Annotated in this window: 21 protein-coding genes; 16 read left to right on the top strand and 5 right to left on the bottom strand. The window is 64.8% G+C overall.

Features of this window, described 5'->3' with window-relative positions:
* Positions 1-16 precede the first annotated feature (16 nt).
* Positions 17-1,060 (bottom strand): aspartate-semialdehyde dehydrogenase, encoded by a 1,044-nt coding sequence (locus LOM8899_RS03735; protein WP_093990783.1) that lies wholly within the window; start codon positions 1,058-1,060, stop codon positions 17-19.
* 421 nt (positions 1,061-1,481) lie between these two features.
* Here LOM8899_RS03735 and ileS point away from each other — a divergent pair, with 421 nt between their 5' ends.
* Both ileS and LOM8899_RS03725 read left to right on the top strand, forming a co-directional pair.
* Positions 1,482-4,520 (top strand): isoleucine--tRNA ligase, encoded by a 3,039-nt coding sequence (gene ileS / locus LOM8899_RS03730; RefSeq protein WP_093990782.1) that lies wholly within the window; start codon positions 1,482-1,484, stop codon positions 4,518-4,520.
* Between the two features lie 174 nt (positions 4,521-4,694).
* Positions 4,695-5,138: a methylated-DNA--[protein]-cysteine S-methyltransferase gene (locus LOM8899_RS03725; protein WP_093990781.1), complete on the top strand. Its 444-nt coding sequence runs from the start codon at positions 4,695-4,697 to the stop codon at positions 5,136-5,138.
* On the opposite strand, the gene LOM8899_RS03720 is transcribed toward LOM8899_RS03725, so the two are convergent.
* The 3 genes from LOM8899_RS03720 to LOM8899_RS03710 are packed head-to-tail and all read right to left on the bottom strand — an operon-like array spanning position 5,135 to position 7,501.
* A complete protein-coding gene (locus LOM8899_RS03720; protein ID WP_093990780.1) occupies positions 5,135-5,830 on the bottom strand; it encodes a CDP-alcohol phosphatidyltransferase family protein in 696 nt (231 codons plus the stop codon). The genes LOM8899_RS03725 and LOM8899_RS03720 overlap by 4 nt on opposite strands.
* A gap of 40 nt (positions 5,831-5,870) precedes the next feature.
* The gene (locus LOM8899_RS03715; protein WP_370739281.1) at positions 5,871-6,797 is read right to left on the bottom strand and encodes a tyrosine recombinase XerC; all 927 of its coding nucleotides are present in this window, start codon (positions 6,795-6,797) and stop codon (positions 5,871-5,873) included.
* On the bottom strand, positions 6,794-7,501 hold the full coding sequence (locus LOM8899_RS03710; protein ID WP_093990778.1) for a DUF484 family protein: 708 nt from the start codon (positions 7,499-7,501) through the stop codon (positions 6,794-6,796). Before LOM8899_RS03710 ends, LOM8899_RS03715 begins: the two co-directional genes overlap by 4 nt.
* 312 nt (positions 7,502-7,813) lie before the next feature.
* On the opposite strand from LOM8899_RS03710, the gene LOM8899_RS03705 reads away from it, so the two are divergent.
* The 4 genes from LOM8899_RS03705 to LOM8899_RS03690 all read left to right on the top strand — a co-directional run bounded on the left by LOM8899_RS03705 (position 7,814) and on the right by LOM8899_RS03690 (position 12,226).
* Positions 7,814-8,443 (top strand): LysE family translocator, encoded by a 630-nt coding sequence (locus LOM8899_RS03705; RefSeq protein ID WP_093990777.1) that lies wholly within the window; start codon positions 7,814-7,816, stop codon positions 8,441-8,443.
* On the top strand, positions 8,440-10,632 hold the full coding sequence (locus tag LOM8899_RS03700; RefSeq protein ID WP_093990776.1) for a primosomal protein N': 2,193 nt from the start codon (positions 8,440-8,442) through the stop codon (positions 10,630-10,632). Before LOM8899_RS03705 ends, LOM8899_RS03700 begins: the two co-directional genes overlap by 4 nt.
* 258 nt (positions 10,633-10,890) lie before the next feature.
* Positions 10,891-11,769 (top strand): 50S ribosomal protein L11 methyltransferase, encoded by an 879-nt coding sequence (locus LOM8899_RS03695; RefSeq protein ID WP_093990775.1) that lies wholly within the window; start codon positions 10,891-10,893, stop codon positions 11,767-11,769.
* A 103-nt stretch (positions 11,770-11,872) separates the two neighbouring features.
* Positions 11,873-12,226 (top strand): hypothetical protein, encoded by a 354-nt coding sequence (locus tag LOM8899_RS03690; protein ID WP_245820420.1) that lies wholly within the window; start codon positions 11,873-11,875, stop codon positions 12,224-12,226.
* Between the two features lie 232 nt (positions 12,227-12,458).
* Here LOM8899_RS03690 and LOM8899_RS03685 read toward each other — a convergent pair whose 3' ends face one another.
* Positions 12,459-12,665, bottom strand: coding sequence for a DUF1127 domain-containing protein (locus tag LOM8899_RS03685; protein ID WP_093990774.1), 207 nt, complete (start codon positions 12,663-12,665; stop codon positions 12,459-12,461).
* Positions 12,666-13,005: 340 nt separating this feature from the next.
* Here LOM8899_RS03685 and ruvC point away from each other — a divergent pair, with 340 nt between their 5' ends.
* The 10 genes from ruvC (at position 13,006) to tolB (ending at position 20,618) form a co-directional block, all read left to right on the top strand.
* A complete protein-coding gene (gene ruvC / locus LOM8899_RS03680) occupies positions 13,006-13,512 on the top strand; it encodes a crossover junction endodeoxyribonuclease RuvC (protein ID WP_093990773.1) in 507 nt (168 codons plus the stop codon).
* Positions 13,509-14,183 carry a Holliday junction branch migration protein RuvA gene (gene ruvA / locus LOM8899_RS03675; RefSeq protein ID WP_093990772.1) on the top strand — a complete coding sequence of 225 codons (675 nt, stop codon included), beginning with the start codon at positions 13,509-13,511 and terminating at the stop codon, positions 14,181-14,183. The genes ruvC and ruvA overlap by 4 nt, the downstream gene beginning before the upstream one ends.
* A gap of 4 nt (positions 14,184-14,187) precedes the next feature.
* A complete protein-coding gene (gene ruvB / locus LOM8899_RS03670; protein ID WP_093990771.1) occupies positions 14,188-15,207 on the top strand; it encodes a Holliday junction branch migration DNA helicase RuvB in 1,020 nt (339 codons plus the stop codon).
* A gap of 92 nt (positions 15,208-15,299) precedes the next feature.
* Positions 15,300-15,929, top strand: coding sequence for a hypothetical protein (locus tag LOM8899_RS03665; protein WP_093990770.1), 630 nt, complete (start codon positions 15,300-15,302; stop codon positions 15,927-15,929).
* Positions 15,926-16,306 carry a tol-pal system-associated acyl-CoA thioesterase gene (ybgC, locus tag LOM8899_RS03660; RefSeq protein ID WP_093990769.1) on the top strand — a complete coding sequence of 127 codons (381 nt, stop codon included), beginning with the start codon at positions 15,926-15,928 and terminating at the stop codon, positions 16,304-16,306. The genes LOM8899_RS03665 and ybgC overlap by 4 nt, the downstream gene beginning before the upstream one ends.
* 138 nt (positions 16,307-16,444) lie before the next feature.
* Complete coding sequence (tolQ, locus tag LOM8899_RS03655) at positions 16,445-17,119, top strand: protein TolQ (RefSeq protein WP_211096158.1); 675 nt, start codon at positions 16,445-16,447, stop codon at positions 17,117-17,119.
* A 1-nt stretch (position 17,120) separates the two neighbouring features.
* On the top strand, positions 17,121-17,612 hold the full coding sequence (locus LOM8899_RS03650; protein WP_093990768.1) for an ExbD/TolR family protein: 492 nt from the start codon (positions 17,121-17,123) through the stop codon (positions 17,610-17,612).
* A gap of 24 nt (positions 17,613-17,636) precedes the next feature.
* A complete protein-coding gene (gene tolA / locus LOM8899_RS03645; protein ID WP_093990767.1) occupies positions 17,637-18,815 on the top strand; it encodes a cell envelope integrity protein TolA in 1,179 nt (392 codons plus the stop codon).
* A 2-nt stretch (positions 18,816-18,817) separates the two neighbouring features.
* Positions 18,818-19,198 (top strand): cell envelope integrity protein TolA, encoded by a 381-nt coding sequence (gene tolA, locus LOM8899_RS03640; RefSeq protein ID WP_093990766.1) that lies wholly within the window; start codon positions 18,818-18,820, stop codon positions 19,196-19,198.
* Between the two features lie 106 nt (positions 19,199-19,304).
* Positions 19,305-20,618, top strand: a complete 1,314-nt coding sequence (gene tolB, locus LOM8899_RS03635; RefSeq protein WP_093990765.1) for a Tol-Pal system beta propeller repeat protein TolB — start codon at positions 19,305-19,307, stop codon at positions 20,616-20,618.
* The last annotated feature ends 70 nt before the right edge of the window (positions 20,619-20,688 follow it).

Raw genomic sequence — 20,688 nt, 5'->3', positions numbered from 1 at the left:
CATTTGGCGCAACACTTTAGGCGGGCACGGCCAGCAGCGCCTCGGCGATCTGCACCGCATTCAGCGCCGCTCCTTTGCGTAACTGATCGCCCGACAGGAACATCGCGATGCTCCGCCCGGACGGGTCGCCAAGATCGGTGCGGATGCGCCCGACGAGCACGTCGTCCTCGCCCGAGGCTTCGGAGGGCATCGGGAAATGGTTCGTCGCCTGATCATCCACGATGCGGACGCCGGGGGCGGCGGCAAGGCAATCGCGGATCTGTGCCGGCGTGATGTGATCCTCGAACCGGATCGTCACGGCCATGGAATGCGCCCGCAACACCGGCACCCGCACGCAGGTGACGCCGATGGGCAGCTTGGGCTGGCCCAGAATGCGGCGGGTCTCGGCGATGACCTTCAGTTCTTCGCCGTTGTAGCCAGTTTCCGGGTCGATCTCGGCATTGTGGCTGAACAGGTTGAAGGCATAGGGGTGCGGAAACACCTGCGGCTCGAAGGGCGTATCGGCGAGGGCGGCGGCTGTGCCTTGCCGAAGCTCTTCCATCGCGATGGCACCGGCGCCGGAGGCGGATTGATAGGTGGTCAGCGACAGGCGGCTGATCGACCAGCGTTGCTGCAGCGGCGCGAGAGCGACCGTCGCGATGGCGGCCACACAGTTGGGATTGGCGATCAGGCCCGCGTGATCCGCGAGCGCGGCGGCATTCGCCTCGGGCACGACGAGAGGCACGGCTTCGTCCATCCGAAAGGCCGAGGAATTGTCTATGACCCTCGCGCCGGCGGCCACGGCCAAAGGGGCGAAGCGACGTGAAATCGTCGCTCCGGCCGAGAAGAAGGCAATGTCGACGCCTTCGAAGCTGTCGTCGTTCAGCGCCTCGATTGTCAGATCGGCGCCGCGGAATGGCACCACCTGACCGGCGGAGCGGGGGGAGGCCAGTAGCCGCAGGGCCGAGAGGGGGACGTCGCGCTGTTCGAGGCAGGCGATCAATTCGGCGCCGACGGCCCCGGTGGCCCCGACAATTGCGATCACGGGGGCGGCTGGTCGGATGGAGGATTGGGCATTCATGGTGTCACTCTTTTCAGGCTGAGAAAGGAGCAGACAGGGTTTTGATCCGTCACCCTGTCCGTCTCCGGCAGGGTGTCTGTTGGGTGGATCAGGCGGTGGCGACCTCTGACCATGACAACAGAATCCCCGCCGGAGCGGTGGTTTTGGTCTTCATGGTTTTGGTCATCATCTGGGCCATGGTCGCGGCGTCTAGCAGAGCATTGCCGTTGGGGCAAGATATATCCGCCCCCGGCCTGCAATGGTGCACTTTACCCCACGCCGTGACGGGCCTATAAGCGCCGGCATGATGGGTTATCGCGCGGACATACTGCGAATTATTTCCCCGGCAGGCTGAGGCTTCAGCGCTGCCGGGTCAAGGTGTTCGAGACATCGCACCGCCCCATGATTTTCCCATTCTTCCCTATTCCAAGGACGCCAAGCCATGTGCGCCGACACGCCGCAAACCGTTGAATACAAAGACACCCTCAACCTGCCCCGCACCGATTTTCCGATGCGCGCGGGCCTGCCCCAGCGCGAGCCGGACTGGCTGGCCCGTTGGGCAGAGATCGGCATCTATGACCGTCTGAGGGAGAAGGCCGCCCTCGCCCGGACGGGCGAAAACAACGAAGTGCGGCAGCCGTTCACGCTACACGACGGCCCTCCCTATGCGAACGGCCATCTGCACATCGGCCACGCGCTGAACAAGATCCTCAAGGACATGGTTGTCCGCTCGCAACAGATGATGGGCCGCGATGCCCGCTATATCCCGGGCTGGGATTGCCACGGTCTGCCCATCGAGTGGAAGATCGAGGAGCAGTATCGCGCCAAGGGTCTGGACAAGGACGATGTGGATGTCGTTGCGTTCCGGCAGGAGTGCCGCAAGTTTGCCGAGGGCTGGGTGGATATCCAGCGCGAGGAATTCAAGCGCCTTGGAGTGTCCGGCAACTGGGACGACCCGTATTTGACGATGAAGTTCCACGCCGAGCGCGTCATCGCTGAGGAATTCCAGAAGTTTCTGATGAACGGGACGCTCTATCAAGGCTCCAAGCCTGTGATGTGGTCGCCCGTGGAGCAGACCGCCTTGGCCGAGGCCGAGGTGGAGTATCACGACAAGGAAAGCTTCACGATCTGGGTGAAATTCCCGGTTGTCGATGCGGGGTATTATTCTGAAGACACAATCAAGTTCCAAAGTGTTTCGGATGCCTTAGAGAATCCCATCCGCCCCAAGATGAGCGATCTGGTCGGGGCTTTCGTTGTGATCTGGACGACCACGCCTTGGACGATCCCGTCGAACAAGGCGGTGGTCTACGGTGCCAATTACGCCTACGGCCTCTACGAAGTGGTTGATACGCCAGAGGAAAGCTGGGTTTCCAAAGGCGACCGTTTCCTTCTGGCGGACAAGCTGGCGGGTGGCGTGATGGCCAAGGCCCGGCTGGAAGAGGGCATGTGGCGGCGCGTCCGCGATGTGCCTGCCGATGAGTTGGCCGGATTGTCCCTGAAGCACCCGCTGGCCGGGGCCGAAGGATCGAACGGCGAATGGGACGATCTGCGCGATTTCAGGGCCGCCGATTTCGTCACCGACGAAGAAGGCACCGGCTTTGTCCATTGCGCCCCGAGCCACGGGATGGAGGAGTTCGAGCTCTATCGCGATCTGGGGATGCTGGAGCAGGTCATCACCTATAACGTCATGGAAGATGGACGTTTTCGCGACGACCTGCCGTTCTTTGGCGGCAAAGCGATCCTGCGCGACAAGCTCAACAAGAAGAACAAGACGAACCCGTGGGAAGGCGACGCGAACGCCGCTGTCATCGCCAAGCTCGTCGAGGTCGGTGGGCTGCTGGCTCGTGGCGTGATCAAGCACTCTTATCCGCATTCGTGGCGCTCGAAAGCCCCTGTGATCTTTCGCAACACGCCGCAGTGGTTTGCCGCGATCGACCGTCCGGTGGGCGACGGGCAGGACACCTATGGCACCACGATCCGCGAGCGAGCGCTGCGCTCGATCGACGAATTGGTCACGTGGACACCGCAGACCGGCCGCAACCGCCTGTATTCGATGATCGAAGCCCGGCCTGACTGGGTGCTGTCGCGCCAGCGGGCGTGGGGTGTGCCGTTGACCTGCTTTGTGAAGGTCGGCGCCAGCCCTCTTGATGACGACTATCTGTTAAGAAACCCCGAAGTGAACGCCCGGATTCTGGCGGCTTTCGAGGAAGAAGGCGCGGATGCGTGGTACAAGCCGGGAGCCAAGGAGCGGTTCCTCGGCAACGACGTGGATGCCTCGCAGTATAATCAAGTCTTTGATATCCTTGATGTCTGGTTCGACTCCGGCTCGACCCACGCCTTTGTGCTGCGGGATCGGGAGGACGGGTCAGAGGACGGGATGGCCGACCTATACCTCGAAGGCACCGACCAGCACCGGGGTTGGTTCCATTCGTCGATGCTGCAATCCTGCGGCACCAACGGGCGTGCGCCGTATCGCGGGGTTCTGACCCACGGCTTCACCCTCGACGAGAAGGGCATGAAAATGTCCAAGTCGCTGGGCAATACCATCGTGCCGGAGACGGTCGTCAAGCAGTATGGCGCTGATATCCTTAGACTTTGGGTGGCTCAGACCGATTACACCGCAGACCAGCGGATCGGGCCGGAGATCCTCAAAGGCACCGCGGACAGCTATCGCCGTTTGCGCAATACGATGCGCTATCTGTTGGGATCGCTGTCGGACTTTACCGAAGCCGACCGGGTCGCGCCCGAGGCGATGCCAGAGCTGGAGCAATGGGTTCTGCACCGTCTGGCCGAGCTGGATCAGACCGTCCGCAAGGGATATCAAGCCTATGATTTCCAAGGCGTTTTCCAGGCGGTGTTTACCTTTGCTACCGTCGATCTGTCGGCCTATTATTTTGATATCCGCAAGGACGCGCTCTACTGCGACGGCGACACACCGCGCCGCCGCGCTGCCCGCACGGTTCTGGACATCCTGTTCCACCGTCTGACCACGTGGCTGGCCCCGGTTCTGGTGTTCACGATGGAGGAAGTCTGGCTCGAACGCTTCCCCGGCGAGACGTCGTCTGTCCATCTGGTCGACATCCCCGAGACCCCGGCAGAGTGGCTGAACCCCACGCTCGCCGCCAAGTGGACGGCGATCCGCAAGGTGCGTCGCGTGGTCAACGGCGCGCTGGAAATCGCGAGGCGTGACAAGGTGATAGGCGCCAGCCTGGAGGCCGCTCCGACCGTGTATGTCACCCCGGAGGTGGCCGATATCCTTGGCACGGTGGCGTTCGAGGATCTGTGCATCACCAGCGGCATCCATGTGACGTCGGAGCCCGCTCCGGCCGATGCGTTCCGCATCGAGGACGTGGCAGACGTGGCCGTTGTCTTTGGCATGGCCGAGGGCGAGAAGTGCCAGCGTTGCTGGAAGATCCTCCCCGATGTGGGCACCCACAGCCATCCCGGCACCTGTGCGCGCTGTGATGCGGCAATGGCGTAAAGCGGGGTTCGCCTCGCTCTGCGACTCAATAGGTTAACGCCCCAAAACCCGCCGCGGTATCACGTCGGTATGACGTCGGTATCGCGGCGGTGTCGTTTTCGACATTCCGGTGATTGACGCAGCGCACGATGCTGTAAGGTGGGTCTTACCCCACCGCCCGCCGAAAGAGCCCGAATGCGCAACGCCTTTACCTATGAAAGCCCCGTCGGTCCGCTCGCTGTCCGGACCGAGGACGGTGCCGTTCTATCCCTGACGTGGGGTCGTGCCGGCCCGCCGCTAACCGGGCCAGTCGCCAATTGGCTCGACGCCTATTTCGAGGGGCGGCCGACCGGCCTTCCACCGCTTGTCCCCATGCCCACCGAATTTCAGATGCGGTTCCGGGACGCGCTGATCGCGATCCCCTTTGGCGAGACCCGGACCTATGGCGATCTGGCGAAATCCTTGGGTGTCTCGGCGCAGGCCATCGGCCAGGCCTGCGGCGCCAATCCGATCCCGATCATCGTACCGTGTCATCGGGTTCTGGGGGCCAATGGTTTGGGCGGCTTTTCGGGTGGCAGTGGCGTTGAGGCCAAGGTCGCTCTGCTCCGCCACGAGGGCGCGGCATCCCTGCTGATCTAGCCTTCGGGGCCGTAGACCAGTTGCTGCACCGCCCCGGCGCCGAGCAGGTAGATCGACGTGACCACCAAGCCCCAATGCGCCCAGCTCGCGCTGTCGAAATCGACCCACGCCGCCCAGCCTGCGAAGGCCACCCATCCCAGCGCCATCGGCAGGGTGACCGCCCGCCACCGGGCAGTCCGCACCGGATGCACGAACTTCACCGGCAGGAACATCGCGATGGCCAGCGCCGTCACCAGCGCCGTCATCACCCAGAAGTTCGGGCTGAGCGCGAACAGGACCAGCACCAGCATATTCCAGCATCCGGGAAAACCCGAGAAGGAGTAGTCCTTTGTTTTCATGCGTGTATCTGCGAAATACAGCGCACTTGCAAAGGTGATGACAAAGATCGCGAACCACCCGGTCCAGCCCGGCATCAGCCCCGAGGCGAACAGAGCATAGGCCGGAATGAACACATAGGTCAGATAGTCGATGATCAGGTCGAGCAGCACCCCGTCGAACTCCGGGGCGTTCCGCTTGACGTCGTAGCGCCGCGCCAGCGGTCCATCGACCCCGTCCACCGCAAAGGCCACGACGAGCCAGAGGAACATCAGGCTCCATTCCCCGGCCACGGCGGCCAGCATGGCCAGCATGGCAAAGACCGCACCGGTGGCGGTCAGCAGGTGAACGAGGAGGGCTTTGGTTGATGCTGTCATGTCGTTGTCATGGCCTATTCGGGCGGGCGGGGCAACCGGATCACGCCTTTGGGTGCGTCCGGTCGTAGACTTCCATCAGGTGCGCGGTGTCGACGGCGGTATAGGCCTGCGTCGTCGACAGCGAGGCATGTCCCAAGAGTTCCTGGATCGCCCGCAGGTCGCCACCGGCGCTGAGCAGATGCGTGGCAAAGGAGTGTCTCAGCGCATGAGGCGTCGCCGTCGCCGGCAGCCCGAGGCTCGCCCGCGCGCTCTCCATCGCCTTTTGGATGATCCGGGGGTTCAGCGCACCGCCGCGCACCCCTCGGAACAGCGGACCGTCCGGTTCGAGCGCATGGGGGCAGAGCCGCAGGTAGTGCTCGACCGCCGCACGGGCCGCGTCGATCACCGGCACGATCCGTTCCTTGCCGCCCTTGCCGGTGATCCGCAGGGCAGCGGGCAGTGGCACGTCCGCTCCGGTCAGCCCGAGCGCCTCTGATATTCGCAGCCCGCAGCCATAGAGCAGGGTGATCACCGCCATGTCCCGCGCCGCGACCCAGGGCGCGTTCACCCCGGTGTCCATCTGGTCGATCATCGCGCGGGCGGCGTCCTCGGCCAGAGGGCGGGGCAGCTTCTTGTGGAACTTCGGCGACCGGGTCGACAACACGGCCGTCGGCTCGAACCCCTCGCGGTCGGACAGCCAGCGGTAGAAGGTCTTTACCGCCGACAGGGACCGGGCGAGCGACCGCGCCCCGACGCCGCGGCCGCGTTCGTGGGCCATCCATGCCCGCATGTCCGACACGGTGATCCGCGACAAGGGCCCAAGCCCCTGCTGGCCGCCGTGATGGCCGGACATGAAGGCCAGAAAGCCCAGCACATCGGCCTGATAGGCCTTGATCGTGTTGACGGCGGCCCCGTTCAGCGCCCGCTCATGGTCGAGCCATCCGGCCAGCGCGTCGGTCAGGGCCGCACTTATGCCGCTCTCGCTCACCCCAGCCAGCGGCGCATGGTGCGCTCGAAAACGCCCGCAAAGAAGGCCAGAAGGTCCGGCCCCTGCTGCGGGGTGAACTGATGCGGATCCTCGGAGCCCATCACCAACATGCCCGGCAAGCGGCCTTCGCCGAAGTCGAGCTTGAGGCAGGCCTCGGAGCGGACGTATTCGGCCTTGTCGCCATAGACGCGGTCGTCCTCGGGGGTCATCTGGCGCAGGGTCACCTGGCGGACCGGCAGATTGCGGCCTTGGGTGATATAGCTGTCGATATAGCCCGGCTCGGCCACCGAGAGCACATCGCCCAGCTTCTTGATCGCGGGATCGTCCTCTGTCGTGGCACTTTCCAGCACCAGACGGACAGCATCGACGCGCAGGATGTCGGCCACTTCGGTGCCGAGGTCGCGCAGGAAGGTCTCGAACTTCGTCGCATCCAGCATCCGCAGAATCGCACGGTGCACCTGATTGGTGCCGGCCAGATTCTCATAGGCGGCGGCGATCACCGAACGGTGGGTGTCCTCCAGCCGGTCGAGCCGGTTCTCGAGGCGCTGCATCGCGATGCCCCGCAGATCGACGATGTTCGGGCCCATGCTCTTTTCATTCGCCGCGACCAGCGCGCGCATGATGTCTGTGTCTTCCAGCAGGACGTCAGGATCGGAAATGATGCGGTCGCGGAGACCCGCGTCCATCAGGGGATTGCTGCTCATAATGCCTCAAGGTCACGTTTGTTGTTGCCCCCTGCATATCAGAGCCGCCCCTCCGACCGCTAGCAAAACCGCACCACCGGATCCGGTGCGATGCAATTGAGTAACAACGGCTTCTTTCATCTTGGCCGGAAAACTCCGGGGTCCGGGGCAGCGCCCCGGTCCGCCGCCGCCCAAAGGCCGCTTGGGTTTTCCGTTGCGATGGCCTAAGCCAAACCTCCCACGCCGCAGGGCCTTTCGCACGGATTGCCCGCTTGAACATCGGCGCATTCCGCCGCTTTCTAGAGGCCGGACCGTCACGAGAGGATTCGGATCATGGACATGCATCTTTGGCTGACATTCGTCGCGGCGAGCTGTGTCTTGCTGGTGATCCCCGGTCCGACGATCGTGCTCGTGCTGTCCTATGCCCTGACCCAGGGCCGCCGCGTCGCCGTGGCCAGCGCGGCGGGCGTGGCGACGGGCGATCTGATCGCGATGACCGCCTCTCTTGCCGGGCTGGGCGCCCTGGTCCTTGCCTCCGCCACACTGTTCACCGCGATCAAATGGCTCGGTGCGCTCTATCTGATCTGGATGGGGATCGGCATGATCCGCAGTGCCGGCAGCGCCCGTCTCGGCACGCTGGAGCAGGTCGCCGCGGTCGCCCCGTCGCGCGTCTATGCCCATGCGGCGGCGGTCACGGCGCTGAACCCGAAATCCATCGTCTTCTTCATCGCCTTCGTGCCGCAGTTCCTCCGCCCCGACGCGCCGCTGATCCCGCAATTCGCCATCCTGATCGCCACCTTCGTGGGCCTCGCCGCCCTGAACGCTCTCGCCTACGCCCTCGTCGCTGACCGTTTGCGCGTGCAGGTTCGCCGTCCGGCCGTCTTGCACTGGATGACCCGCACCGGCGGCGCGGTGCTCATTGCCATGGGCGTGCTGACCGCCGGTCTGCGCAAGGCCACATGACCCCCGAGCATTTCGAACAGGGCCAGTTGGTGGCCGTGCTGACCACACAGCCGCTCGACCGTCTGCTCGACTACAAGGCACCGGAGGGCGGTGTCTGGCTCGGCGCCTATGTCGAAGTCCCCCTCGGCCCGCGCAAGGTGATGGGCGTGGTCTGGGGCCCCGGCAAGGGTGATTATGACCATTCGAAAATCCGCTCGGTCATCCGCACCTTGGACGTGGCCCCGATGCGTCAGGAAATGCGCAGCTTTCTGTCCAAGGCCGCCGACTATACACTGACCCCGATGCCCGCGATGCTTCGTCTGGCCACCCGCGCCCCGGGGCTGGGCGATCCCCCCGGCAAGCGTCTGGTCTATCGCCTCGGCCCCAGCCGCCCCGATCGCATGACCGCCGCCCGCGAAAAGGTGCTCGCCGTCTTCGAGGAATACGGCGGCTTGTCCTTCACGCTGGGCGAGGTGGCCGAGATGGCGGGGGTGGGCACTTCTGTGGTCAAGGGCCTCGTCAAGCTCGGTGCCGTGGCCGAGGAGGAAGCCCCCCGCGACACGCCCTATCCCCCGCTCGACCCCGATCATGGCGGCAAGGATCTGACCCCCGATCAGGCCAAGGGCGCGATGGTCCTGCGCGAAGCGGTCCGCTCTGGCACCTACGGCACCACGTTGCTGCGTGGTGTCACCGGGTCGGGCAAGACCGAGGTCTATCTGGAGGCCGTTGCCGAGTGCCTCCGCATGGGTCGGCAGGCCTTGGTCCTGCTGCCCGAGATTGCCTTATCCGGCGAATTCATCGACCGCGTCGAGGCCCGTTTCGGTATGCGCCCGGCCGAGTGGCATTCCGGCGTGACCAGCACCGAGCGCCGCCGCTGTTGGCGTATGGTCGGCCAGGGCGATGCCCAATTGGTCGTCGGCGCCCGCTCGGCCCTGTTTCTGCCGTTTCGCGATCTGGGCCTTGTCGTTGTCGATGAGGAGCATGACACCTCCTACAAGCAGGAGGACGGCGTCCTCTACAATGCCCGCGACATGACCGTGCTCCGCGCCTCGCTGAACGGGGCCCAGGTGGTGCTCGCCTCGGCCACCCCCAGCCTCGAGAGCTGGGCAAATGTGGAGGCGGGCAAATACGCCCGGCTGGACCTGACCTCTCGGTTTGGTGCTGCCGTGATGCCCAAGATGCGCGCGATAGACATGCGCGCCGAGGATTTGCCGGGTGGCCAGTGGGTCTCGCCCACCCTTGCCAATGGCGTTCGCGACCGCATCGCCAAGGGCGAGCAGGCGTTGTTGTTCATTAACCGCCGTGGCTATGCCCCAGTCACCCTGTGCCGTGCTTGCGGCCATCAGATCGGCTGTGACCATTGCGACGCCCGGATGGTCGAGCACCGCTTCCTCAAGCGCCTGATGTGCCACCAGTGCGGCGAGACGAAGCCGATGCCGACCGTCTGCCCCCATTGCGAGGCGGAGGATCGCTTGTCCCCGGTTGGCCCCGGTGTCGAGCGCCTCGCCGAGGAGGCCGCCGTGCTGTTTCCCGAAGCCCGGATCGCGGTCCTGTCGTCGGACCTCTATGGCTCTGCCCGGGCGCTGAAGGCCCATATCGCAGAGATCGCCGAGGGCGCGGCCGACGTGATCATCGGCACGCAGCTGGTCGCCAAGGGCCATAACTTTCCCAAGCTGACGTTGGTGGGCGTGATTGACGCCGATCTGGGGCTGCAGGGATCGGACCTGCGCGCCGCGGAGCGCACGTTTCAACTGATGCGCCAGGTAGCGGGGCGGGCAGGCCGCGCCGAGGCGCCGGGCGAGGCGGTCCTGCAGACGTTTCAGCCGGAGCATCCGGTAATCCGGGCAATCCTCGCCGGCGACGAGGAGGCGTTCTGGAACGCCGAGGCCGGGGAGCGTCGTGCCGCCGGGGTGCCGCCTTATGGTCGGATGGCGGGAATCGTGCTGAGCAGCACCAATTCGCAGGAGGTCTTTGATCTGGGCGCGGCGATGGCCCGGCAGGACGGACCTCTGCGCCGGATCGGGGCGCAGGTCTACGGCCCCGCGCCCGCCCCGATCGCCCGTGTTCGCGGACGGCACCGGGTGCGGCTGCTGGTGAAGGCCGAGAAATCGGCCCCGTTGCAGGCGGCTTTGGCGGAGTGGGTCGGGCAGTTCCGGCTGCGGGGGGAGTTGCGGATACAGGTCGATATAGATCCGCAGAGTTTTTATTGAGTGGTTGTCGGGCCGAGGATTTCAGACCAGCTCGGGCCCTGCCGCGAGTCTTGACCGGGCTTCGACGGGAACGGGCGGGACGGCGACGACGTGGAGTGATCCTTTTGGCGGTCGTCACCGATTGCCCAAGGTCTGTGCCTGTGTCGCGGTCGGAGCCTCCGGCGGGGATATTTGTGACCCAAAGAAGGGGTGCCGCGGCGCGTTGGATTGACCGTTTTGGGCCGACGGTCTAGGCGGGGAAGAAATCAGGAGGGCCAGATGCCGACATTTACTGCGATCACGACGATGATGGGGCAGGCCCCCGCGGAGGCTCTTGCGGAGGTTTTGGAGGATCTGGATCCGGCGCCTTACGGTGTCGGCACATTCGAGATCGAGGACGACTCCGGTTTGTGGGAGGTCTGCGCGTATTTCGAGGGCGCCCCGGATGCGGTGGTGCTCGACCTGTTGGCGGCGTCTTATGGGGCGAAGCCGTTTGTCATCTCGGAAGTTCCCGATGTGGATTGGGTCGCCCATGTGCGCCGCGAGCTGGCCCCTGTCGAGGCCGGCCGGTTCTTTGTCTATGGCGGCCACGATGCGGACAAGGTGCCCGACGACAGACTGGCGCTCTTGATCGAGGCCTCGATGGCCTTTGGCACCGGACACCATGGCACCACCCTGGGCTGTTTGCGCGCCCTCGACCGTCTGGTCGACGAGGGTTGGGAGGCCAAGGCGGTGGCGGATATCGGCTGCGGCACCGCGGTTCTTGCGATGGCGGCGGCCGCGGTCTGGCCGGAGGCGGGCCCGATTCTGGCCAGTGACATCGATCAGGTGGCCGTGGACGTGGCCCGCACCAATGTGGCGGCGAACGGGATGCAGCACCGGGTGGCCTGCCTCGAGGCGGCGGGCTTTGACGCCCCGGCGCTGCACGATGCCGCCCCCTATGATCTGATCTTTGCGAATATCCTCAAGGGCCCTCTCACCGAGCTTGCCCCCGCGATGGCGGCCCATGTCCGCCCCGGTGGCATCGTGATTCTCTCTGGCTTGTTAACCACGCAGGCGGAGGCGATTCTCGAGGTTTACAAGGGGGTTGGGCTACAATTGCGCCACCGGGAGGACATTGTTGACTGGACGGCGCTGACCCTGAGCCGAGTTTACTGAAATTTGCCGTAATTTCGAGCCGGTTGGGTTAACTGCCCAAGTTTTGCCACAATTGCCGTCGAAAACAGTCTCAGTGAGGCGGGGGCGTCTTACGGAGGCTGCCATGTCTCAGACAGTAGAAAATTTCGATCACCGCCTGAAGCGGGTGATCAAGCGCCACAGCAGAATGCGCGAGAGCGGTATCGTTGCCAAGATCGGCAAGGACGGTTTGATCTCTGCCTATCCGCGGCGTCGGATGCCAAGCTTTCCGTTGCGCGGGTTCATCATCCTGTTCGCGGCGGCGTTCCTCTACAAGGGCTTCTTGCTCGCCTATCTCGGGGCCGCGACCTACGACAACCGCGTGACCGCCTTGGCGGAAGGGTCGATCGTCGAGCAGGCCGGTGCATGGTTCTTGCAGGCCGATCCGGCGACCCAGACGGTCGCCACCGTGATCAAGCCGTTTATCCCGAGCCCCTGAGTGCCGTGACGCGCTCGGCCTGACGGCCGACTGCGTCTCTGCCCTTGGTTTGGACCGGACGACCCAGGTGATGGGCTGTTGCGCGAAAGCGCAGCGGCCTTTGTTCGTTTGGTGGGCGAGGTGTCGAGCAACTACGCGGCCGTGTGTTGCGTGTGACCAAAAGAAAAGGCCGCGTCGGTTTTCCGGCGCGGCCTTTGGTATTTTCTTTTGACGCGTTGCTATGCGCGGTTGATCAGAACCGTGCGCCGCGGGCGGAGATGCTGTCGATGTCGCCACGGCAAAGGCCGATGTCGTCGAGCTCGCGAGCGGTCAGCTTGGACAGCGACTTGCGGGTGATCCGTGCGTCGTTCCATGCGGCCAAGGTGCCGAAAACGCCGGAGAAAAATGAAATGATGCCAGCGGAGCCGCTGACCGAGCGGTTTGTGTCGAGAGTTGTCATTTTGCCTGTTTCCTGTGCGGGGCTGCCCTAAAAAGGTGCAGTGTGTGTTTTCATGAGGGGCAGCTAGTCTCTTATTCCGACTCGGAAAAGAGCCATTATTGCATAGGTCCAATGCGTGCGGTGCATATCGGCGTGGTCCTGTAAGGTAATGTAAACTAAGTGTAAAATTGCCGTGATGGATCTGTCGCCTTTGTCGCGCGACGGGTCGCTATTCGCCCTTGGTTGTGTCGGATTGTGTCAATATTGCCGTTTTGCTCTTGCGACCTGCACGCCCCCGGCTTGGCGCATGTTCGCCTTTTGTGCTAATTGAATCTCAATAACAAATCGCAGCGAGGCGCATATGCGGGTTTTGGGCATCGATCCCGGTCTGAGGAACATGGGCTGGGGGGTGATCGAGTCGGTCGGCTCGAAGGTTCGCCATGTGGCCAACGGCGTCTGCAAATCGGAGGGCGCGGATCTCGCGCTGCGCCTGCTGTCGCTGCATGTGCAGCTGACGCAGGTGATCCGCGATCACGTTCCCGATGTGGCCGCCGTGGAGCAGACCTTTGTCAACCGCGACGGCGCCGGCACCCTGAAGCTGGGCCAAGCCCGCGGCATCGCGTTGCTGGTCCCGGCGCAGGCGGGGCTGACCGTGGGCGAATATGCTCCGAACGCCGTCAAGAAGGCGATTGTGGGCGTGGGTCATGCCGACAAGAAGCAGATCGAGCACATGGTGCGCCTGCATCTGCCGGGCGTGAAGCTGCACGGTCCGGATTCCGCCGATGCCTTGGCGATTGCCATGTGTCATGCCCTGCATCTGCAATCGGCGGGACATTTGGCCCGCGCTGTGCAAAGAGCTCAGGCATGATCGGCAAACTCTCAGGACGCATCGACTATAGGGCCACGGATCACGTGCTGATCGACGTGCGCGGTGTGGGCTATGTCGTCTATGTCTCGGACCGCGTGATGGCGGCGCTGCCCGGCGTGGGCGAGGCGGCGGCCCTCTATACCGACCTGTTGGTCCGCGAGGACATCTTGCAGCTGTTCGGCTTCCTGACCCTGGCTGAGAAGGAGTGGCACCGGTTGCTGACCTCCGTGCAGGGAATCGGGGCGAAGGGATCGCTGGCCATCCTCGGAGCGCTTGGCCCCGATGGCGTCGGCAAGGCGATTGCCTTGGGTGATTGGTCGGCGCTGGCAAAGGCCAAGGGCGTCGGCCCCAAGACGGCGCAGCGCGTGGTCATGGAGTTGAAGGACAAGGCCCCGTCGATGATGGCGATGGTGGGCGGAGCGGCCTCGGTTACCGATGTGCCCGACGAACCGGTTGTCGAGCCCAGCCCGCAGCCGGTTTCGCGCCCGAAGGCGGCGGCCGCCGCGGCACAGAGTTCGGCCCAAGCGGATGCGCTGTCGGCATTGCAGAACCTTGGATACGGCCCGAGCGAAGCGGTGGGCGCCGTTGCGCAGGCCGCAAGTGATGCGCCTGATGCGGAGGCTGCGGCCCTGATCCGGGCGGCGCTGAAGCTCTTGGCGCCGAAAGGGTAGCCGGATGGACGAGACCCGCGACGTCGCCCCTGAGCGCCAGCCCGGAGAGGGCGAGGACCGTGCGCTGCGTCCTCAGCAGCTTGATGAGTTTATTGGCCAAGCTGAAGCACGCGCGAACCTGAAGGTGTTCATCGAGAGCGCCAAGATGCGCGGCGAGGCGATGGATCACACCCTGTTCCACGGCCCCCCCGGATTGGGCAAGACGACGCTGGCCCAGATCATGGCCCGCGAGTTGGGCGTGGGTTTTCGCATGACCTCTGGCCCGGTGCTGGCCAAGGCGGGCGATCTGGCGGCGATCCTTACCAATCTCGAGGCCCGCGATGTGCTGTTCATCGACGAGATCCATCGTCTGAACCCGGCGGTCGAGGAGGTGCTTTACCCGGCGCTGGAGGATTTCGAGCTCGATCTGGTGATCGGCGAAGGCCCGGCCGCCCGCACCGTGCGCATCGAGTTGCAGCCCTTTACGCTGGTGGGGGCGACGACCCGGCTGGGCCTGCTGACCACGCCGCTTCGCGACCGGTTCGGGATCCCCACAAGGCTGGAGTTTTATACCGTTTCGGAGCTCCATGAGATCGTGACACGCGGGGCGCGTCTTATGGGTGCCCCGGCGGCTGTCGATGGCGCCCAGGAGATCGCCAGACGTGCGCGCGGCACCCCCCGCATCGCGGGCCGGTTGCTTCGCCGCGTGGTGGATTTCGCGCTGGTCGAGGGCGATGGCACGGTCACCCGCGAGATCGCCGACCGGGCGCTGACCCGGCTTGGCGTGGATCATCTGGGCCTTGACGGGGCGGACCGCCGTTACCTCCGTCTTGTCGCCGAGAACTATATGGGCGGCCCGGTCGGCATCGAGACGTTGAGTGCCGCGCTGAGCGAAAGCCGCGACGCGCTGGAGGAGGTAATCGAGCCGTTCCTGCTCCAGCAGGGTCTGATCCAGCGCACCCCGCGCGGCCGGATGCTGGCGCAGAAGGCTTGGACGCATCTGGGGCTGGACGTGCCGAAGGGGCAGCAGGATTTCTTTGGCTGACCGGGCTTTGCCTCCGGCGGGGATATTTTAGACCCAAAGAAGCTGATGCCGTGCTCTTGTCTTGCCCCGCCGGATTTGCGACCAGTTGCGCCATGTTGGAGCCATCTGAAATCGAGCCGCTGTTCACCCGCAAGGACGGGTCCTTCGTGTTTGCCCGCTGGGATCGCCCGATCGTGCCGGTGATCTTTGGTGTGGATGACACGACCTTGCCCGCGCTGAAGGGCGCGCTGGAGGCGGTCGTGACCCTTGCGGGCCACAAGATGTCGGATGTGGATGTCGAGTTGGGTGCCAACCTGATGATGTTCTTCGTCTCAGACTGGGCGGAGCTTTCGGGCGTGCCGAATCTGGAGCGGTTGGTCCCGGACCTTGCGCCGTTGCTCGACCGTTTGCAGGCAGCCGAGGCGAACCAGTATCGCATTTTCCGCTTTGACGAGGCCGGCACGATTCGCGCGGCCTTTGTATTTGTTCGCATGGATCAGCATTTGGCGGAGGTCTCGGCGGAGACTCTGGCGCTGTCTCAGGCGGTGCAGGTGATCCTGTTGTGGTCGGATGCGGCCTTTGCCGAGACGTCGCCGCTGCTTGCCGGCCCGAAGGGAGATGTGATGCTGCGACCTGAATTCGGGGCTTTGGTCCGCGCTGCCTATGATCCGGTGTTGCCCCCGGTTTCGCGCGATCCGGCGCTGGCCTATCGGTTGAGCGCCCGGATGGGGCGAACGGCATGACCCATACCTTCGATCTGCGCGTCTACTACGAAGATGTCGATTTGGGCGGCATCGTCTACTACGCCAATTATCTGCGCTTTATCGAGCGCGCCCGCACCGAGTGGATTCGCGAGATGGGAATCGCGCAGGGCGCCCTGAAGGACGAGGCCGGTGTCGTTTTCGTGGTTCGCCGCCTCGAGGCGGATTACCTGAGCCCGGCCCGCTATGACGACCAGTTGCAGGTCCGCACCGCCCTGGTCGAGCATCGCCGCACCAGCCTGACCCTGACCCAAGAGGTCTGGCGTGGTGAGACCCGGATGTTTTCGGCCCTTGTCGTGCTCGTCTCGATGAGCCTTGAGGGCCGCCCGGTGCGCCTTCCGGCGGGACTTCGCCTATAGTCGGGCCGTTGCCGGCCGGAAAACGCAGTCGTGACTGCGGTTGCGTTGGATTTCTGCTGGATGATGCGATAAACAGGGCGTAAGCGGCTGCGCAGACGGCTGCATAAAGCATAATTCGGCGGCAAAAAGAGCAGGCAGATGGAACACGCAAGCGACTTCACGATGTGGGCGTTGTTCGCCCGGGCGACGTTAATCGTAAAATTTGTCATGGTGATGCTCGTGGTGGCGTCTCTGTGGTGTTGGGCGGTGATCGTCGACAAGGCGATTCAGTATCGCAAGGCCCGCAAGGAGGCTGCCGTTTTCGACCGCAGTTTCTGGTCCGGCGAGCCGCTGGATGCTCTGTTCGAGCAGATCGACCCGACCCCGAGCGGTCAGAGCCAGAAGATATTCGCGGCCGGCATGTTGGAGTGGCGCAGATCCCATCGGCAGGACGGTGGTCTGATCGCCGGGGCGCAGGCCCGGATCGACCGCAGCATGGATGTGGCCATCGCCAAGGAGGCCGCAAAGCTGCAGAAGGGTTTGCCCGTTCTTGCCACCACCGGGTCGACCGCCCCCTTCGTGGGCCTTTTCGGCACGGTCTGGGGCATCATGAATGCCTTTATCGAGATCGCCGAAGCCCAGAACACCAACCTTGCCGTCGTGGCCCCCGGTATTGCCGAGGCGTTGCTTGCCACGGGCCTTGGCCTGCTCGCGGCTATTCCTGCCGTGATCTACTATAACAAGCTGAGTGCCGACAGCGACCGTATCGTCGCCGGCTACGAAGCCTTTGCCGACGAGTTCGCCACGATCCTCAGCCGTCAGTTGGATAGCTGAGATGGGGGCCGGAGTCATGAAGGGTGCCGACGACGGTGGCACCCGCCGTCGCCGCCGCCGCGCCCGCAGCCAGCCGATGGCCGAGATCAACGTCACCCCGTTCGTTGACGTGATGTTGGTCCTTTTGATCATTTTCATGGTCGCCGCCCCGTTGCTGACGGTCGGCGTGCCTGTCGAGCTGCCCAAGACCTCTGCCAATGCCCTGCCGAGCGACGAGGAAGAGCCCCTGACCGTGACCATCACCGCCGATGGCGCCTTGATGATCCAGACCACACGCGTGGGCGAGGAGGATTTGATCCCCCGCCTGACCGCGATTGCCACGGAGCGCACCAGCGACCGCATCTTCCTGCGTGCGGACGGGGCGAACGTGTGGAACCGCGTTGCCGAGGTGATGGGTGCGCTGAACGCGGCGGGCTTCTCGAACATCGGTCTGGTCACCGACATCGGCGGCCCGACATTGGATGGCGCGCCGGTTTCGGCGGCCGATCAGTAGAGGCGGGCCGCCCGTGGGCAAGCCATGAGCATCGAAGACGACCTGGAGCCGATCGACGGCGAGCCAGAAACCCGCCGGGTCACCCCCGGCGTGGTGGTGTCGGCTATCGGCCATACGGCTTTGATCCTCTGGCTGCTGGTAGGCTGGGGATTGACCCAGGATCCGTTGCCCTTTGAGGTTACGGAGATCTCCGTCGTGTCGGGCGAGGAATACGCCGCGATCGTCGCCGCGACCTCGCCGCAGCCGCAGGACACCACGCCCGTGGCTCCGACCACCCCCGATACCCCGGCAGTGCCCGAGACCCCGACCGAGACCACCCCGCCGCCCGAGCCCGAGGCCCCGGTGACCCCGCCGCCGCCCGAGCCTGCGCCGGTCCCGCCGGTCGAGGAAATTCCGGTGCCCGCGACGCCCGATCCGCTGCCGCCGCCGCCGCAGGACGTGATCGACCTGCCCCCCGAGGTCGTCGCGCCGGAGCCGCCTGCGCCGCCGCCGTCGGCCGCTATTCCGTCTGTCGCTGTGCGTCCGCAGCCCCGCCCGGCCCCGCGCGTGGCCCCGGAAGCCGCTTTGCCGCCGCCGCCCGAGACCGAAGTGGCCCCGGTGGTGCAGCAGGAGGTCGCCCCCGACGCTCCGGCCGAAGAGGTCGTGGAGGAGGCGCAGGAGGCGACCGCCCCCGAGGAGGCCACGACCGAGATCGTCACCGAGGCCGAGACCCCGTCCGGTGCGGTCGAGACGGCTGTCCGCCCACCGGCCCGCCCGTCGCGCCCGACGCCGCCCGCCGCCGCTCCGGAGACCCCGAGCAGCCCCGCAACGGCGGACAGTCAGAACGCCGACGCCGATGCCATCGCCGCCGCCGTGGCCGCGGCAGCCGCTAGCAACCCCGGACCGCCGATGACCGGTGCGGAGCGTGATGCGTTCCGCCTATCGGTGCAGGGCTGTTGGGTCGTCGACCCCGGCTCTACCGCAGCCCGTGTGACCGTCACCGTCGCCTTCGAACTTGGCCGCGATGGCCGGGTCGTCGGCAACAACGTGATGATGATCAACAACACCGGCGGAGAGCCTGCGGCGGTGCAGACGGCGTTTGAATCCGCCCGCCGCGCCGTCCTGCGCTGTCAGGCCGACGGCTTCCCGCTGCCTGCCGACAAATACGAGCAGTGGCGCCTCGTCGAGATGACGTTCAACCCTGCCGATATGAGGATCAGATGAGGATGCGCGGCCTGTCCCTGCTGATCGCTCTGATCCCGTCGCTGGCGCTTGCCGAAGGCGCGCCGCCGATGACGGATGGCGAGAGGGCGGCATTTGGCGCTGCTGTTTCAGCGTGCTGGATGGTCGATCCGGCATCGCCGGCAGCCGGCGTCTCGGTGACCGTTGCGTTTGCCTTGTCTCCCGAGGGCCGTGTCATCGACAACCGCGTCGAGATGCTGACCCACTCTGACGCTGCCCCGGAGGCGGTGGAGCTGGCGTTTCAGGCGGCGCGCCGCGCGGTTCTGATCTGTCAGGTTGACGGATATGCCCTGCCGGCCGGCAAATACGAGCACTGGCGCGACGTTCGAATGAACTTTACTGCGGTCGAGGCGTTGCCCCAATGACAGTACGGCGTTTTTCGGTCCGCAATTCCCCTATCCCGCGCGACAGCTTTGATGTTGGCTGCGCAGGCCGTATGATGCCCCAAGACCCGTTTATGACGAGGATGCAATGTTCAAAGCTTTTCTGAGCCTTCTGGCTGCGCTGATGCTGGCCTTTCCGGCCGTGGCCCAGACGCCGCTGCGCATCGAGATCACCGAAGGCGTGATCGAACCGCTGCCTTTTGCGGCCCCCTTGTTTCAGGCCGAAACCGCGGGTGCAGAGCAACTGGCCTCTGATATCACCCGCCTCGTCAGTCAGGATTTGACCGGCACCGGCCTGTTTCGCGAGATTCCGGCCTCGGCCTTCATCTCGACGGTGAACAGCTTTGCCCAGCCGGTCGCCTTTGCCGATTGGCGGGCGATCAATGCGCAGGCTCTGGTCGTGGGTGCGGTGTCCGTCAATGGCAGTCAGTTGACGGTGAAGTTCCGCCTCTATGACGTGTTCTCCGGTGCCGAACTGGGCGAGGGTCTGCAATTCGCCGGCACCACCGACGGCTGGCGCCGGATGGCGCACAAGGTCGCCGATGCGGTCTATTCCCGCATCACCGGCGAGAGCGGCTATTTCGACAGCCGCGTCGTCTATGTGGCCGAAAGCGGCCCCAAGGATAACCGCCTGCGTCGCCTTGCCATCATGGATTACGACGGGGCCAATACCCAGTTTCTGACCGACAGCTCTGCCCTTGTGCTGGCCCCGCGCTTTTCGCCCACGGGCGACCGCGTGTCCTATACCAGCTATGAGAGCGGCTTTCCCCGCGTCAACCTTCTGGACGTAGCAAGCGTCGGTCGCCGTCAGTTGAGCACCGCCGAGGGCGATATGGCCTTTTCGCCGCGCTTTTCGCGCGATGGCACCTCGGTGATCTACAGCCTGTCCAATGGCGGCAATACCGACATCTACCGCACCGACCTTGCCTCGGGCACCCATACCCGCCTGACCAACGCGCCGTCGATCGAGACATCGCCGTCGCTGTCGCCCGATGGCACGCAGATCGTCTTCGAGAGCGATCGTTCTGGCAGCCAGCAGCTCTACATCATGCCCGCCTCGGGTGGGGAGCCCCGCCGGATTTCCTTTGGCGAAGGCCGCTATGGCAGCCCGGTCTGGTCCCCGCGCGGCGATCTGGTGGCATTCACCAAGCAGAATGCCGGTCGTTTCCACATCGGTGTGATGCGCACCGATGGCAGCGAAGAGCGCCTGCTGACCGCCAGCTTCCTCGACGAGAGCCCGACATGGGCGCCCAACGGACGCGTGCTGATGTTCACCCGCGAATCCCAAGGTGCCGCCGGTGGCCCATCGCTCTATTCGGTGGACATTTCGGGCCGCAATCTGCGCCAGGTGCCGCTGAGCGGTTTTGCCTCGGACGCCTCCTGGGGCCCGCTTCAGCGCTGAAACGTGGCGTTATCTGCGCCACATTCCACAGGCGCTGCAAAAGTGATACAGAATTGGTTAACGAGCAAAC

The sequence above is a fragment of the Flavimaricola marinus genome (genome assembly GCF_900184895.1).
Lineage (GTDB): Bacteria > Pseudomonadota > Alphaproteobacteria > Rhodobacterales > Rhodobacteraceae > Flavimaricola > Flavimaricola marinus.
The sequence above is the reverse complement of the archived record's forward strand: the minus strand, read 5'-3'. Positions and strand labels throughout refer to the sequence as shown.